Annotated in this window: 11 protein-coding genes; 1 reads left to right on the top strand and 10 read right to left on the bottom strand. The window is 46.8% G+C overall.

The features are described 5' to 3' along the window. Positions 1-257 precede the first annotated feature (257 nt). The 5 genes from GO755_RS27260 to GO755_RS27240 form a co-directional block, all read right to left on the bottom strand. Positions 258-3,584 (bottom strand): glycosyl hydrolase, encoded by a 3,327-nt coding sequence (locus GO755_RS27260; protein WP_157588475.1) that lies wholly within the window; start codon positions 3,582-3,584, stop codon positions 258-260. Beyond that, on the bottom strand, positions 3,584-3,955 hold the full coding sequence (locus GO755_RS27255; protein WP_198174946.1) for a DUF3471 domain-containing protein: 372 nt from the start codon (positions 3,953-3,955) through the stop codon (positions 3,584-3,586). Before GO755_RS27255 ends, GO755_RS27260 begins: the two co-directional genes overlap by 1 nt. Positions 3,956-4,140: 185 nt before the next feature. Continuing rightward, positions 4,141-4,914, bottom strand: coding sequence for a LytR/AlgR family response regulator transcription factor (locus GO755_RS27250; protein WP_157588473.1), 774 nt, complete (start codon positions 4,912-4,914; stop codon positions 4,141-4,143). After that, positions 4,911-6,020: a sensor histidine kinase gene (locus GO755_RS27245; RefSeq protein ID WP_157588472.1), complete on the bottom strand. Its 1,110-nt coding sequence runs from the start codon at positions 6,018-6,020 to the stop codon at positions 4,911-4,913. Before GO755_RS27245 ends, GO755_RS27250 begins: the two co-directional genes overlap by 4 nt. A 292-nt stretch (positions 6,021-6,312) precedes the next feature. Beyond that, entirely contained in the window at positions 6,313-6,672 is a 360-nt protein-coding gene (locus tag GO755_RS27240; RefSeq protein ID WP_157588471.1) for a T9SS type A sorting domain-containing protein, read from the bottom strand. Between the two features lie 239 nt (positions 6,673-6,911). On the opposite strand from GO755_RS27240, the gene GO755_RS27235 reads away from it, so the two are divergent. Further along, on the top strand, positions 6,912-8,570 hold the full coding sequence (locus tag GO755_RS27235) for a carboxylesterase/lipase family protein (protein WP_157588470.1): 1,659 nt from the start codon (positions 6,912-6,914) through the stop codon (positions 8,568-8,570). 110 nt (positions 8,571-8,680) lie between these two features. Here GO755_RS27235 and GO755_RS27230 read toward each other — a convergent pair whose 3' ends face one another. From GO755_RS27230 to GO755_RS27210, 5 genes are all read right to left on the bottom strand, one after another. Further along, positions 8,681-9,853, bottom strand: a complete 1,173-nt coding sequence (locus GO755_RS27230) for a dipeptidase (protein WP_198174945.1) — start codon at positions 9,851-9,853, stop codon at positions 8,681-8,683. Between the two features lie 465 nt (positions 9,854-10,318). Beyond that, positions 10,319-11,095: a LytR/AlgR family response regulator transcription factor gene (locus GO755_RS27225; protein WP_157588469.1), complete on the bottom strand. Its 777-nt coding sequence runs from the start codon at positions 11,093-11,095 to the stop codon at positions 10,319-10,321. Next, the gene (locus GO755_RS27220) at positions 11,092-12,243 is read right to left on the bottom strand and encodes a sensor histidine kinase (protein ID WP_157588468.1); all 1,152 of its coding nucleotides are present in this window, start codon (positions 12,241-12,243) and stop codon (positions 11,092-11,094) included. The genes GO755_RS27225 and GO755_RS27220 overlap by 4 nt, the downstream gene beginning before the upstream one ends. Before the next feature lie 127 nt (positions 12,244-12,370). Then, positions 12,371-15,067: an ABC transporter permease gene (locus tag GO755_RS27215; RefSeq protein ID WP_227687099.1), complete on the bottom strand. Its 2,697-nt coding sequence runs from the start codon at positions 15,065-15,067 to the stop codon at positions 12,371-12,373. Continuing rightward, positions 15,055-15,408, bottom strand: coding sequence for a PadR family transcriptional regulator (locus GO755_RS27210; protein WP_157588467.1), 354 nt, complete (start codon positions 15,406-15,408; stop codon positions 15,055-15,057). The genes GO755_RS27215 and GO755_RS27210 overlap by 13 nt, the downstream gene beginning before the upstream one ends. Positions 15,409-15,674: the final 266 nt, after the last annotated feature.

The raw sequence follows: 15,674 nt of genomic DNA, 5'->3' as shown, positions 1-15,674 counted from the left end.
CGGAACGCCTTGTTAGGTGATTATTTTGGTACATGTGTATTAAAATCAAAGCGAATACAACAGCTTATTCACTCCGTAAACTCTTCACCGGATTCAATTAGGGCCGCCCGTCGCCCGAAAGCGTACAATGTATGTCCGCAACTGAACAGCATAAGTGGGTTTACTAAAAAAGCTTCCTCAATCTGATTGAGGAAGCTTTTTTAGTACTTTTTAGCAGATTACTTCAATAAGTTTCCGCCCTTAATCGTCGCACCCGTTTATCGCTTTAGGGCTGCCGTTGCCGTAGTGGGCGTGACGGCTAGTACACGAACTGGTCCCAGAAGACCCGACGGCAGTAGGGGTGCATCGGCCCGGTAAAACGGTAAGGTTGTGTACGTGATTTTGCTGGTCACGCCGGGTTGCGCATCACCGATCAGGCGATTGGCCCATAGGTTGGTGACCTTTACCTGAACCGTATTACGACCCGGTTTCAGGGCCTCGGTAATGTCAAGGCGGAAAGGACTCTTCCAGGCAGTACCTACATTTTTGCCGTTGACAATCACCTCGGCGATGTTTTTTACATCACCCAAATCGAGCAGGTAGGATGCGTTTTTAGTCACCGTTGGTAGGTCGAACGTATTGTCATAAATGGCAGTGCCGGAGAAATACTTGATGCCCGGATCGGCATTTTCGGACAACGACGTTAGTTTGGTCATCGTTGCCTGCTGGGGAGCACCCCGACCTTCCTGGAAGTGAACGGCCCAGGTACCGGATACACTGGCGACTGGTGATTCAGTAACAGCAGGCTTGGTATAGGAAGCCACTGTCGCCTTGTCGCCGAAAACGATAAAGTAGGCGTCCCACGACTCGAACTTGAGCGGGACAATCGTGCGCCCGTCTTTCTGTTGGTACGATACTTTCTCCAATTTGCCGGTTTGCGGATTCCACAACTGAGGTACTTTGCCCGTTACCCGGAAGCTGATCTGAGCCTCGTTCGGGTTCTCGCTCCGGTTATCCAGCCAGTAAATATCCGTGTCTTTGGTTTGGCGATGTACGTATAAAATTTTGGCACTAGCCCCAACTATATCCACGTCCTTTTGCACGCCTATCTCGTTCAACACCGCATCTATTGGCTTGGTTGATACATTCGGATTGCTCCAGATCTGGTTCACAAGTGCGGTAAACTCCGTTGGGCTATCGCTTAAACTAGGTGAGCGTTCGGGTTTTACACCGACTACTTTCAGGCCCGCTTTGACTAGTTCGCCTAGTTTTTTGAGGACGGGCAGTGTCATCGTCTTTGCCGAGGCATCCAGCGCCAACAGCCGGTATTGCTGACCGCTCGACGCGACAAGCTTGCCCCCTTCCACGCGAAGTGCAGTCGTTAGCGCAGTCGCGTTAGCAAAGTCGAATGCATAGCCAACTGGTATAGCGGGTAGTTTTTCGGCACATGTCTGCGTGATGTTGTTGTTCTCGCCGTAATAGTATAGCACATCCACGACCGGTTTGCCCTGCTGAAGCAGGAAGCAACTCCGACCCAGGTAGGCCATCCAGACGTTTGCCTGTTCGGCCCAGGTTTCCTGCCGGGTGAAATACTGTCCGAAGGGGCCGAGTGAAAATCCAGGTTTTTTGTCATCAAGCGGCTGGTGTACGGACGTATGCACGACGAAACGGTTCAGTCCTGAAGCCATTTCCATATCAGCCGTACGCTTCAGTTTTTCCGGATACCAGGCAAACGGATTACGTGTGGAGGTCATCGATTCGGCGGCAACCAGATTTTGCCCGTAGATATGCGCTACTGAAGCTGCTTCCCGAATGTCGGCCTCACTGCGAACTTCTTCTTCGTCACCACCAGCCAGACTGCCCGGCGTCCACATGGCCGACATTGGAATATCTGCCTTACGCTTCACATCCATCCCGTCGGCCAGGTAAATTCGGCCATTCTCGTGCGACTCCGTATAGCGTTTCATGCCTCGGGCGTGTAGCGCATCACCGATGACTTCGTAGTGATTTTCGACGATCAGTTCACCAATGGTCTTGCGGAAATCCCACAGAAATTTTTCACTGGCTTCGGCACTTTTCACTACCCGGCCCGCCAGTACCGGAATCCAGGGTTTGAGATCATACCCACGCCGTTTCTGGAACTCTTCGGGCATGGCCTTGGTCCAGGTCATGTGGCCCGCTTCGTAGCTATCCAGCACCATATATTCCAATCCCTGCGGACCCATCTGCCCGCCGGTGGCATCTTTGTACATGTCCAGATACGTATCGATGTACTTTCGGACGGCTACTTTGTCGAGTTTATCCACTTCCAGACCCGTAGCCTCAGGCGAAGCAGGGTGGTTTTTTCGTCCTGTGATCGAATAGCCCAGGCGCATCACCACCCAGTCTCCGGGGGGAGCGGTCCAGTTCAGCGTCCCATCGGCGATCATTTTCGAAGTCAGATCTACTATATTTTCGGTCGGAATCGCGTCGGCGCTGGACTTTACTAACGTCGGCGTGTTTTCTTTCCAGGGGCTGAAACCTGCCTTGTCCTCAAACTTGTCGACGCGGTCGGTATTGTGCAGCACTAATTCGGCCACCTGTACACCTTCTGGTTTTCCTGGGTCCGCATTGCCACCCATCATTGCCGCAAATGGGTTACCAGCAGGGGATAACGTTTTGATCGTAAAGCGGAAATATTTGGCTGTTGTAGGCTCAATGCTCATTGTGTTCTGCGCCACCAGACTGCCCTTAATCGGTACAACATCGCGGAAATTAACGCCATCGTCGCTCACTTTCAGGGTTCGGTTGTCGGGCGCCCCTCTGAATTCAGCCAGTGCACCCCCGCTGCTTGCCCCTACAATCGTAAATGCCTTGAATGTTTGCGGACTGTCAAACTCGTATTGAATCCACATGTCCTGACCCACTTCCATTGGTGGAAGTAATTGGCTTTTTCCTACATCACCGTCGGTTAGTTCGGCAAGCGTAAAGGTGCCACCACTTGAGGTGACTTTGGGGTTGAAGGTCGCCAGCGATTTTTCTGCGGCAGGCAAACGATAGGCAATCACAACCGCATCGGCGTAATAGGTCGGCAGTTCGCCCGTTGGGCCGCTGAAGGCACTCGCAGTGGGCAGGGGCACATTCTGGAAGTTACCCGTTGTAGCTGGAGGCTGGGGCAATTTCCCCGAAAATGGTTTTCCACCTGTTACCCGTGTTTCACTCCAGACGTATTTTTTCATGGCATCGCTGGGCGCTACCCACGGGCCACCCGTTACACTCCAGCCGGGTGAACCAGCAATGGCCATTTCGAGCCCAAGCTTTTTGGCTAGCTCAGTAGTGTGTTTAAACGCATCCTTCCATTCGGGAGTCATGAACACCAGCTTTTTGGGTGTTACACTGGGCGTCAACAAGCTAGCGTCAAAGTTCTGAAAACCACCGATACCCACGCGCTTCATCCATTCGAGATCTTTCGTAATGCCCTCTTTAGTGATGTTGCCGTTCATCCAATGCCACCATACGCGGGGCTTGGCTGCATTGGGCGGGGACTGAAAGCCCTGTTGAAGTGGCGAAGGCTGCCCCACGGCCAAAACCGGGAGCATCCAGGCCAGAAGTACTATTTTTTTCATTATGACTCTTTTTTGCCATCAAAAGCCATACCCTGAGCGTCGAGCTTCATACCTGTTACCTTTTTATCGGCATCCCGCACGAATTGTAGCGTAGCCTGGCCATTGGCATCGAATTTATCGGCTTCTTTTAACGGAGTCAGTGTCCCATCCTGATCACCCGTACTGATCGTGAGTTTTCCCTCTTTTAGGCCGATTGTAATGTAGTCAAACGGCAATCCCTGCATTTTGTATTTGCCTACATAGTCGGCTAGATTCACCGAATCTGCCAGACTTGTCTTCTTAGTGATTTGAGGGATTGTACCGGTTGAAGTAGCTGCGTAAGCTGCAGAGAGGGAAACGAAACAGGCAAACGTAAAAACGATTTTTTTCATGAAATGCATTGATTTAAAAGTAATAGAAAAGTAAGAAAACAGATCGACCTTAATTGAACAAGGTTACTTGTCAATGTGTACTATTTACGCAATAAAGATAGGGTAGATTTCTCTATTCGATGAAATTTAGGCAATGTTTTTTGATATTTATTGCTGGAAAATTACCAATAAGAGGCTGGAGAAAGTCAACGACCCAGCCAGTCTTTAAACTCAGACATACGGCTCATACTAACAAATACTTCCAAACGAGATGGTGGTAGCAAGTCCAGCTTTAGTTTGCCCGCCGAAAAAGCATGGATGGTTTGAATAGCAAGTCTGGCCACCAGAAACTGACGGTTTACTCGGAAAAACTGGTTCGGGTCTAACAAACCCGTCAACTGATCAAGACTGTATTCGAGTGGGAAGGAGTGCCCGTCTCTGGCTACAAGAAACGTGGCCTTTTCTTCCGAAAAAAAGTAAGCAGTATGGGCTACCTCCACGCTATGAATTTTAGTGCCGATACTAATCATGAATCGCTCTTTAAACCGGCTTTCATGCGGCTTTTGCATCATCTGAAACAGGGCGTTCAGGTCGGGTAATTCAGGCTTTGCCCGGATCGTTTTGAACTTCTCCAAAGCCGCTACCAGCTCATCGAAATCGACAGGTTTGAGCAGGTAGTCGATGCTATTCACTTTGAAGGCTTTAATCATATACTCCTCGTAGGCGGTCGTGAAAATAACGGGGAGGGTTAAATTCAACTGCTCGAAAATGCGGAAAGCGAGCCCGTCTTCCAGGTGAATATCCATGAAAACCAAATCGGGATGTGGCGATTGGCCACTGGCATTTTGGCTAAACCACTCAACCGCTTCTTTTACAGATGGCAATTGCGTCAGGATATGAATCGTTGGGTCGTACTTTTTTAGTAATCGCTCCAGATGGCGGGCGTTGCGATCTTCATCTTCAATAATGACGACGTTCATGATAAGAGGGGGATTTTGACGACAAACGATTGATCCTGATGGCCATACCACACGGGTCGGTGAGTAAGCAGGGCATAGCGATTGATAATATTCTGTAAGCCCACGCCGGTCGAAGGTTCGGGTTGATCGCGGGGTAGCCAGCGGTTTTCGACGATCAGGACATCATCCTGGCAGTAAATGCGCACGTGTAGTGGCTTGGCAATCGACATTCGATTGTGCTTAACCGCATTTTCGACCAGTAATTGAAGCGATAACGGGGCAATTCGATACTGCTCCTGCTGCGATGGAGTGATGTCGATAAAGACATCAAATTTGTTTTCGAACCGAATCTGGAGCAGAAACGTGTAGGCACGAATGAACTCTATCTCTGTTTTAAGCGCAACCAGTTCCTGATCCCGTTGCTCCAGAATATAGCGATACACGTTGGACAGTTGCTTGATGAATTGCTCAGACAGATTGGCGTCCTCATGCACCATCGAGGTAAGAATACTCAGGCTGTTGAAGAGAAAATGGGGGCTGAGTTGATGTTTCAACGCTTCTACCTGGCTCAGCGCGGCTTCTTTCTCCGACCGTTCGGCCCGAAGCTGTACATCTTTTATCTGCTGATAGGAGCGGGAAATTATAGTTAAATAGAAAGCAGACAACATGATAACCAGGTTAAACACGTTGTTCACTCGCTCTAAATAAGCAAATACTTCAGGCGTAAAGGGTTGGGTCTTAGGGTGATGCTGGGGTAGCAACCCAATCTGAAAAACCAGTTTAAACAGCCCAAAAACGATCAGTTGGAAAACCTGTGCGTAGAGGAGAGCCAGCCCGAGTGAGATGAGCATGGTCAGCACCAAAGCCCGCCAGCTGAAATCAAATAAAAAATCCTCGCCAAACCATCGGAATAATTGAATTTGAATCCAATCAGTGGCTGTAATCCAGACGAAATATAAGCCCAACGCAATCAGAACGAAGACTACTATAAAGGGTAATATCTTTACCAGACCAATCGGATTTCGAACAGATTCGGGCAGGTTGATATACAGTATTAGGGGAGAATACAGGAGTAGTAATCGAATGGCTAATTGCCATTTCTGTCGGTAAGTTAGCTTTGCGACCATGGTATGTTGTCAGTACAAAGGCAAAGAGCGCCAGCTGACTACTGCTCTTTGATGCTTATGCCAGCACAGATAAAACGGGCGCTATACGTTATTCCCCATTCCCCCCGTTCTCGCTTGGCTACGCCGAGTAAGGAGTATTAGTTCAAGGGCCTCTGGCCCGTTTTTGACGTATTACTCCGGCCAGAGGCCGTTAAAACTATAGTCCTCACTCGGCGAAGCCAAGCGAGAACGGAGGATAGGGTCTGAGTCACCCAACAAGAGACGAGCCTTTTCAGGTGACTCAGGTATACGATTAATTTTCCTGAACGACAAAGCTCTCATTGGGATTGGCCTGCACAACAAACGTTTTCGAGAGGGTTTCTGTACCCGCTACGAGCGTCAATCGGTAGGTGCCCGTACCTAATCTTGAGAAGTCAAATTGCTGACTCAATCCTTTTTGAAGCGCTACGGTTGAGGTGTAGACCGGCCGACCGTTGGCATCCCAGATGGCAAGCTGGCCTTTGGCTTGAAGGGGTTGAATGTAGAGTTTGATTTTATGTTCGGCAGTCATAACCAGACGAGCCTGATCGGTAGTTGGTTGTGTATTGGCTGAATGTGCAAATGATGCTGAATTGGCTACCAGTCCGAACACCAGGAGAAGAATCTTTTTCATGATTTGTGTATTGTTTACTTGTTTTTGTTTGACATGTCAAAAGTAGATTCGCTCCTGCTGCCCTGAAAATCGAAACTTCCGAGCCTCAGCATTCGCCTGACGAGTGAAGGATTTAGCGGGATGAACGAAAATAAGAATAGTAAAAACCTCGTATTGAGCCCTTTCCAAGTTTTATCGTACCCTTCCCGTTTCAGTCGGCGGGGGATTCGTTTTCTTCAACCTTTAACTAAAATCAGTCGATGAAACCGTCGAGACGTAATTTCTTACAGTCGCTAGGCGTTGGCGCAGCCAGTTTGGGTATAACTCACCAATCCACGGCTGCTACGGCCCCTATGCCTAAAATCGCAAAACCAGCCGGAGACGATCAAATTTTGTTTGTGGGCGATTCTATTGCTATTGCAACTACAGAACATGGAAAAATCAGAGGGTTTATTCTGCGGGGTATTCATCAATTTTTAGGGGTACCTTATGGCGCTGATACTTCGGGTAAGAATCGATTCATGCCCCCACAAAAACCTACGCCGTGGACCGATATTCGCCCTACTCTCTGGTGGGGGAACTCTGCTCCTCAAATTATGGAGAAGCGGTACGCCAATGTTTACGCATCGTTCGTTGATCACTGGAACTACGACGATGTATCGGAAGACTGTCTGAAATTAAACGTATGGACACCGGCACTGGACACCCAAAAACGCCCGGTAGTTGTCTGGTTACACGGCGGAGGTTTCGTCAACGGGAACGCGATTGAACAGGACGGGTATCATGGCGAAAACCTTTCTCGTCTGGGTAATATCGTTTTCTGTTCGATCAATCACCGGCTCGGTTCGCTGGGCTATACCGATCTGAAAGCCGCCGGTGGACATGCCGCATCTGGTAATGTGGGAAATCTGGATATGGTAGCCGCCCTCGAATGGGTCAAGAACAATATTGCCAATTTTGGTGGAGATCCGAACAACGTGACCATTATTGGGCAGTCTGGGGGAGGAGCCAAAGTGACCACGCTGATGAATATGCCATCTGCGAAAGGGCTGTTTCATAAAGCGGTTGCGTTGAGCGGTAGCTCGCTGGCTGGCGTCAATAAGGAGTATGCGGAAAAATTAGGGCAGAAAGTACTGGAAGAGGCTGGCCTGAAGCCCGGTGAGATCGATAAACTTCAGCAGATTCCGTGGCGGCAGTATATTGACATCGCCAACCGGGCCGTCGAGAAAATGGCCGACGAAGCGAAACGGATGAATATCCAGCGGGGCGGATACGCGCCGGTAGCCGATGGTGTAACGATGAATGGAGGTGCCTTTTTCAGTGATCCCAACCATTTTTCGGCCGACATTCCGCTGCTTCTCTGCACCACGTTTCATGAACAAAACCCTGATCGGACAGATTCTTCGTTAGAAAGCATTTCTCTGGCCGAAGTGAAAGAGAAAATCAAGCCCCGCTTTGGCGATAAAGCCAGTGAGGTTGTCGATGCATACGCAAAAAACTTCCCAAAGGCTCGCCCCATTGAGATCTGGGCGCTGATCGTTTCGAACCGAAAGAATGCTGTTGCCAGCGCCGATGCGAAGGCATCGCAACAAAAAGCGCCCGTATATGTGGCCTGGTTTGGCTGGCAACCCCCGCTATTTGATGGTCGGATGCGTGCTTTCCATTGCGACGATATTTGTTTTTGGTTTTACAATACGGATTTGATGCTTACGCATACCGGAGGAGGCAAACGACCAAGAGCTTTATCGGACAAGATGGCCCACTCGTTTCTCAATTTTGCTAAAACCAGCAATCCCAATGGGGGAGGACTGCCGAACTGGAAGCCTTACACCACCCAGAATGGGGAGACCATGATTCTGGATGACACCCCCGTTTTAGCCAATGATCCTGACCGCGAGGCCAGAAAAGCACTAGCTTAGGTAAGGGAAGGAATTGTTGTTGGTTATTGATTTGTAGGCGGTTAATCATCTACATAACTCAATAACCAACAACTTTCGATGCCAGGAGGAATCTTAAATTGGTCAATATATCAATGGTGACCTGCCGTGGAGGCATCAAACACACGGCCGAAATTGCCACCGCCAATTTTGCCGATTTCGGCTTCGGAAAAGCCAACCTTTAATAGAGAATCGACAACAGCGTAATAGAACCCGACCTTCTGATCTTGCCAGGCTTCGTTCGTGCGCTCGCCAACTCGTGCGCGATTTTGACCACCGCCCGGACCGTTCTGGCCATTATTTCCACCTGGAGGGCCGCCCTGCTGATTGCCAGGATTATTTCCCGGAGGAGGACCGCCTTGCTGATTCCCGGAATTGGGGGATCTATACGACGGGGTCAACTTGGTATCAGTACCGATGCAGACATGGTCGGCTCCGATGACATCGACCATAGCCCGAATGTTCTGAGCATACTCTAAAGGCGAGTCGGCCAGGTGTGTCCATACCCCAATTACGCCACCTGCATCGGCAACAATTTTAGCCTGTTCCTTGCTGATAAGCCTTGGCCGCATCATTTTTGACATGACCGGATTACTGCCTAGTTGGGTATTGAGACCCGTATGAGAAATAACTACAGGATGAGTCGCCAATTTGAGCGCAGCGTCAATCGTTTGATCGCTGGCATGGGTAAGATCGACAAGAATACCAAGCTTGTTGCATTCTTTGAGAACATCAGCCCCGAAGGTGGTTAATCCACCAAATTGCGGATCCTTTGTGTAAACATCACCCAGCGGCACGGCCGCATCATTGTCATGAAGCAGGCCCAGCTGCCGTAAACCCTGATTATAAGCCTCTCCGAGCCTCTCCAGCTTCCCTTCAAGAAAGTGACCGCCCTCGACCGCCTGGATAATGGCTGGCTGGCGTTTCTTATGAGCAGCACGGATGTCTGCCATGTTAAGGGAGCGCTTCAAGTTGTTTTGGGCCAACTGCTTATCCATTGACGCCAACCCATTCTTGAACCGTTCGTAGGCGTCTCCGGGGTTGCGTAGTGGTTGATAGTCGACGGCGAATGTCATGCAGATGGCCGATAAGCCGGATCGTTTCATTTCGCCGACCAGGTCGATCGTTGGACCAGGTACCTCAGCCGCGATGATCGGGACGTCGATATGATTGTGCGTGTCGATGCCAATCGTATTGGCTACGATCGCGGCCACCCGTGGGTCGATCTCGTCGATAGCCCAGGATGTCAGCGGGTTCAGCACCATGGCAGCACTAGCCCCTGCGACAGAGGTGAGGAACTCCCGTCGTGACCATTGATTTTGAAACTTCATCATGATTTTAAAATTAAGCAAGCTACCAACAGGATCTAGTTGCCCCGCCAGCTGATTCGTAATACCCATTGGCGGTTATAAGCCAAACCTGGCCAAATATAGTCCGTATCCCAACCACGGTCTGAGCAAATCGGCGTTTAGCTGTTTTTCACCGACGAATGCGTAAGATTATCGGATAAACGTAGGTCGACAAACACAAAAAAGCAGCCCAGCAAAGCCAGACTGCTTTATCCTATCTAATACTTAATGAAAATTGACGGCCTTTATGAGTAGGGCAGCGAATAAATTTGAAAGCTACGCCCTCCTAAACCAAACCGATACAGCCTATTCCTGATTTTTTTTGGTCGAACGTCCAATTTTGTAGGTCGAAAAAGTAGCCCTGGCAGGTAGTATAGGCCTTTATTTACCAAGCCATTTCTTAAAGTCATGTAGCCGATCAGGGCTAACGAACACATCGTGCCGGGGAGTTGGGTGCAGCTTCAGGGTTAATTTGCTGCCAGAGTAAGTATGAATCGATTGGATTGCCGATAAACTGACTAAGTAGGCTCGGTTCACCCGGAAGAATTGATGGGGGTTAAGCGTGCTGGTTACTTTATCCAGACTATATTCAACCACCATCGTTTGCTCATCCTGAGTGGTGAGATAGGTGGTCTTCTCTTCATAAAAAAAATAGGCGATCTGATCCACACCAATGCTTTTAATCTTTGTTCCGACTGTAACCATAAACCGATCCTTGTAAGGTAATGGGTCGGAAGTATCCTGCCAGCTTAGTAGGGGCTTCGATGGGCTGATAAGTATTGGGCGCTGTTTCTGCTGAGTCCACTTGAATTTATCGATGGCAGCTGCCAGCTCGTCCTCATCAATGGGCTTGAGCAAATAGTCGATGCTGTTCGCTTTAAAAGCCTGAATGGCATAGGTCTCGTAAGCTGTCGTGAAGATAATGGGAATCGTCAGTTTAATCTTTTCAATGAGGCCAAATGCGCTGCCGTCTTCCAGGTGAATATCCATGAATACCAAATCGGGTAGGTTGGCTGGCGTTTGATGCCTGAACCACTCAACCGCTTCGGCAACAGAGGATAGCATCGCCAGTACCTGTATGGATGCGTCATACGCATTTATAAGCACTTCCAGACGTTGAGCAGAGAGGGTTTCGTCTTCTATAATGACTACGTTCATTGTAAAAGGGGTATACTAACAATAAAGGTATTATCCTTCTGAGTGACTAGCACAGGACGGTCGGTGAGTAATCGATAGCGTTTGGTAATATTGTCCAGACCTATGCCGGTAGAGTTTTCTGTGTAGGTTTCATCGGCCAGACGAAGCAGAATTGGATTGCTGATTAATAAATAATAACCCTCAATGGTCAGCGTCACGACCAGCGGCTGCTTCCGGGACACCTGATTATGCTTGACGGCATTTTCCAGTAGCAACTGCAAGGTTAACGGAGCAATACTAAAATGGGCAGATTCTTCCTCAGAAATGGTATTGACGAGTTGAAATCGGTCGTCAAACCGAATCGTCAATAAAAAGCAGTAGGCATTCAGGAATTCCAATTCCGTTTTCAGATTGATCCGTTCAGAATCCCGATGTTCCAAAATGTAGCGATACGCCCGGGAAAGATGATTGATAAAACGAATTGACAATTTAGGATTGACATCCACTAGCGAGGACAGGATGCTTAAACTATTAAACAGAAAATGAGGGTTCACCTGATTTTTCAAGGCGGCAAATTGCGCTTGAGAGGCTTCCCGTTTTAACTGCTCGGCATTTACCTGCAATTGCGCAACTACTTTATCTCTACGACGGTTGGCCGCTAAATAATAAGCCATCAATAAGGCCATAACCGTTAACGCAGTTGTTGCCTTATGACGCCGTTGACCATCGTTTTTGTGGAAAATTTCCCTATTGTCTGAGATGGTTTGAGTAGCCTGAGTGTGAATCATCGACCTTTCTGAAGGATCGAATGCCTTACGCGCCTGGTGCAATAACCCAAAAAAAGCCCAATCAAAGCCAAACGAGAGTATACCTGCAATAAGCAGAGTTGCGAGTTGGACAGCAAACTTACCGTTCAATTGAGAAAGCCGCCCGAACTGACCGTTTACTTTGTTCTCCAACCATTCCAGCAGGCTCAGCCAGAAGGTGAAGAGCGCAATGGTAATGGGAATTTCCGACAGCCAGATAACCAGCCAAAATGCCCCGATTTTACCTAAATCGAAGTCATTTAAATTAATATAAAAGCGGAGTGGCCAATAAATGGCGAATACGATGGCTGCCAGCCGGACTTTCTGGGATAGGGTCAGATTTACGTTGTCGGATGCCTCCATACTAATAAACCTTAAGGAAAGGGCCAGTCTATTTTACTTTACCGCTCTGCTCAATATGCTTAACTGGAAGATTCAGCTGTCTTTTGGAAAGAGGACATTTTGAGGATATAAAACCCACTCACATTGCTCATTCCGCTCTCAAGCTCTTCACCGGGTTTGCAATGGCGGCTTTGATAGATTGAAAACTAACCGTAAATAAAGCAATCAACATGACTAACAATCCTGTTGACGCAAACAACCACCAGTTAAACATGATGCGATAAGGATAATTTTGTAGCCATTTATTGGCTGATATGTATGCTAATGGTGACGCAATAATCAACGCTACTACAACCAACTTTATAAAATCTATTGAAAGTGTTGTAACAATATGCTGTACTGAAGCGCCCAACACTTTGCGTATGCTGATTTCTTTGGTTCTTTTTTCTGCCGATAAAACAGATAATCCAAATAAACCGATGCATGAAATAAAAATAGTCAATACGGCACCAAACAATATGATCTGTTTCCATTTTTCAACTTCAGCGTACTGTCTCCGATTTTCATCGTTTTTAAACACGTATGAATATGGGTTCATTGGGTAAAACTGCTGATATGTTTTTTGTATCCATTTTAAACTTGCAGCTGCTGTGTTGGGTTTTATCTTGATATAATAAGCTCCATATAAACCATTCATGGAAAATAATTGCGGTGTTATTTTTCTGGTTAATGAGGCAAAGTGATAATCTTTTATTACACCAATTACATGATATATTGAGTGATTTGACTTTACTATCTCGCCAATTGGATTTTTCCATTTCGCAGCCTTTACAAAACTTTCATTTACGATAACAGACTGAGTTGGATCGGTAGGATAAGCGGTTGAAAAATTTCTGCCTGCTATCAATGGGATTTTTAATATAGATAAATAGTTTTCGTCAATTGTTTCGTTTTGAAAAATTATAGTAGAACCAACTGCATTTTTCCCTAGTGTTGCCCAGGCACCTGCATTTTTGGCGCCAACTCCAACAATATTTGTACTCTTCAGTAGCTCGTTTTCAAAAATAGCAGCGTCAGTATGTTTTAAGTTTTGTTTATTTATCAGTACAAGATTTGTATCATCATATCCCAAATCTGTTTTGGTCAATAAATTAAACTGTGCATAAATTGTACAGGCGGCAATGATTAAAAACGATGCCAGCGTAAACTGTAAGACTACCAGCGATTTTTGTAGGTAATTTTTCCCTGCAATTTGAAAACGGCTATACAAAGTTTGTACAGGATTATAGCCAGATAAAACCAATGCTGGATAAAAGCCTGCAAGCAAGCCTGTGATAATGTATAAAGAACTATAACCTGCAATTAATTTTGTATCGAACAAATAGGAAATTACCAATGCTTTATTGGTAAGCTCATTAAATAACGGCAATAACAATTGGACCAGCTCAATAGCTAATACAAAAGCAATAGTACAGAGCAAAAACGATTCACCGAGAAACTGAACTATTAATTGTTTTCTATCACTGCCCACCACTTTGCGAATACCAATTTCTTTCGCTCGCTTAATAGACCGTGCAATAGTTAGGTTTACAAAATTGATGCAGGCAATCAGCAACACAAACAATGCAATGCTGGACAGTAAATAGGAATGCATCGGATTACTTGCGTTAGTTAAACTATTACTTGCAAATATTTCCATCATATTCAAATGCATGTCAAGATACGGTTGCAAAAAATAAGTGCCCATAGAAAAAAGATCGTGGTCTCCACCATCATTTTTCAGCATCTCCTCAAAAGTTTGTTTCGCATCTGCAACATAAAAGCGTTGCATTTGTTTTTCCACAGTTTGTAGGTTTGCTTTGTCGTCCAGTACTACAAATGTGCTTAGAAAAGAATTAAACCAGTTATGGGTGTCCTTTGCATCAGTATCGGATACGTTGAAAGGCAGCAACACATCAAATTGTATGGAAGAATTTTGCGGACAACGTTTTGCAACAGCCGTTACTTTGTAAGAAACAAAAGTGGTATCTTCTTTTATCATCATTACGTTGCCGACAGCCTCAGTTGTAGCAAAATATTTCATTGCAGCATCTTCGCTCAATACAATTGAATGTGGTTCTGTCAAACAGGTTTTAGGATTTCCGTCTACTAAAGGGAATGTAAATACAGAAAAGAAATTTGAGTCAACATGTAATACGCCATCCTGCTCCTGTAGTTCAGTTCCTTTTTTTATATCTTCAGAACCGCCCTGAACACGAACAAAAGATTTTATTCCAGGAATATTTTTCGTAAACCTCGGTCCTTGTAAAAACCCAGTACTGCCATTTTCATCGTTGTGTTTTGATTTTTTTGCAATACGGTAAATGTTGTTTACATTTTTATGAAACCTGTCAAAGCTTACTTCATCTTTTACATACAGCATAATAAGCATGGCACAAGCCAGGCCAATGCTTAAACCGGCAATATTGATGAAGGAATAAATCTTGTTGCGAGTTAGATTGCGAAAGGCAATTTTGATATAGTTAGGTAGCATAGCGGGTTGAACTATAAATGTGGTTCGAACGTCGTTGGACCAGCGTTCGAACTGGCGGTATTCCGGGTGAGTATAATCTTTAGTTTGGCTAGCCCTGGACCTTGTAAAAGGGCGAATTAACCGAAGGACTGCTAGTACATATCGCCAACGAGCTTTTGATACGCCTACTGTCTTCAGCCAGTACGTATACATCTCCAGCAGATCACCTTGCAGTTCATCTTCCAGACCACCTGGACAGAAGTGACTCAGTAGCCAGACAGCCCAGCGGGGCGGCTTAGGAAAACCTTCGTCATCGGTAATTAAGCTTCCCATAGCTGTATGATTGAGGTTGGAATCTGCCGGATCGCCGGACCGTCCCACAATTGGGTTCGAACTAATCGGCACTCCATCAGCGCCCGCTGGCCAGCCGCCGTGACGGTGAACAGCCGTTTTTGACGACCTTCTCGTTCGGCAGTCGCTCCACCCATCAGGGAAGAGACAACGCCTTTTTCTTCCAACCGCTGTAGGGTCGTATGGACTGTAGGAAAGCTGATATTGCGGCCCAGTTGCTGGTCAATGGTTTGAGTAATCGAAGCACAGTATGCCGATTCCTGTAAAGCAGCTACCGTCAGCAGGACAACTTCCTCTAACTCCCCCAAAAATGCTCGTTTCATGGTAACAAAGCAGCTGTTATTAGTATAGACTTTGTCGTACAAATATTTGGCCAAATTTTCAACAGTGGTTTATTTCGCTTAAAAGGGCCATTTTATGACTCAACAGGTAAGTATCTGTCCAGAAATGGACAAACTTGAGTACAGAAACGGACAGTAGGTCGGCAACTTCAGATAGTTCAAAAGCAGGCCCCTTGAGGGACTTGCTTCCTTGTTTTGCAAAAACTGGTGATTTTGAGCAGAACGCTTTCTGGTATTTTGTTGGCAAT

The organism is Spirosoma arboris, assembly GCF_009754945.1.
GTDB classification, from domain to species: domain Bacteria; phylum Bacteroidota; class Bacteroidia; order Cytophagales; family Spirosomataceae; genus Spirosoma; species Spirosoma arboris.
This window is presented reverse-complemented; position numbering and strand designations above follow the sequence as displayed.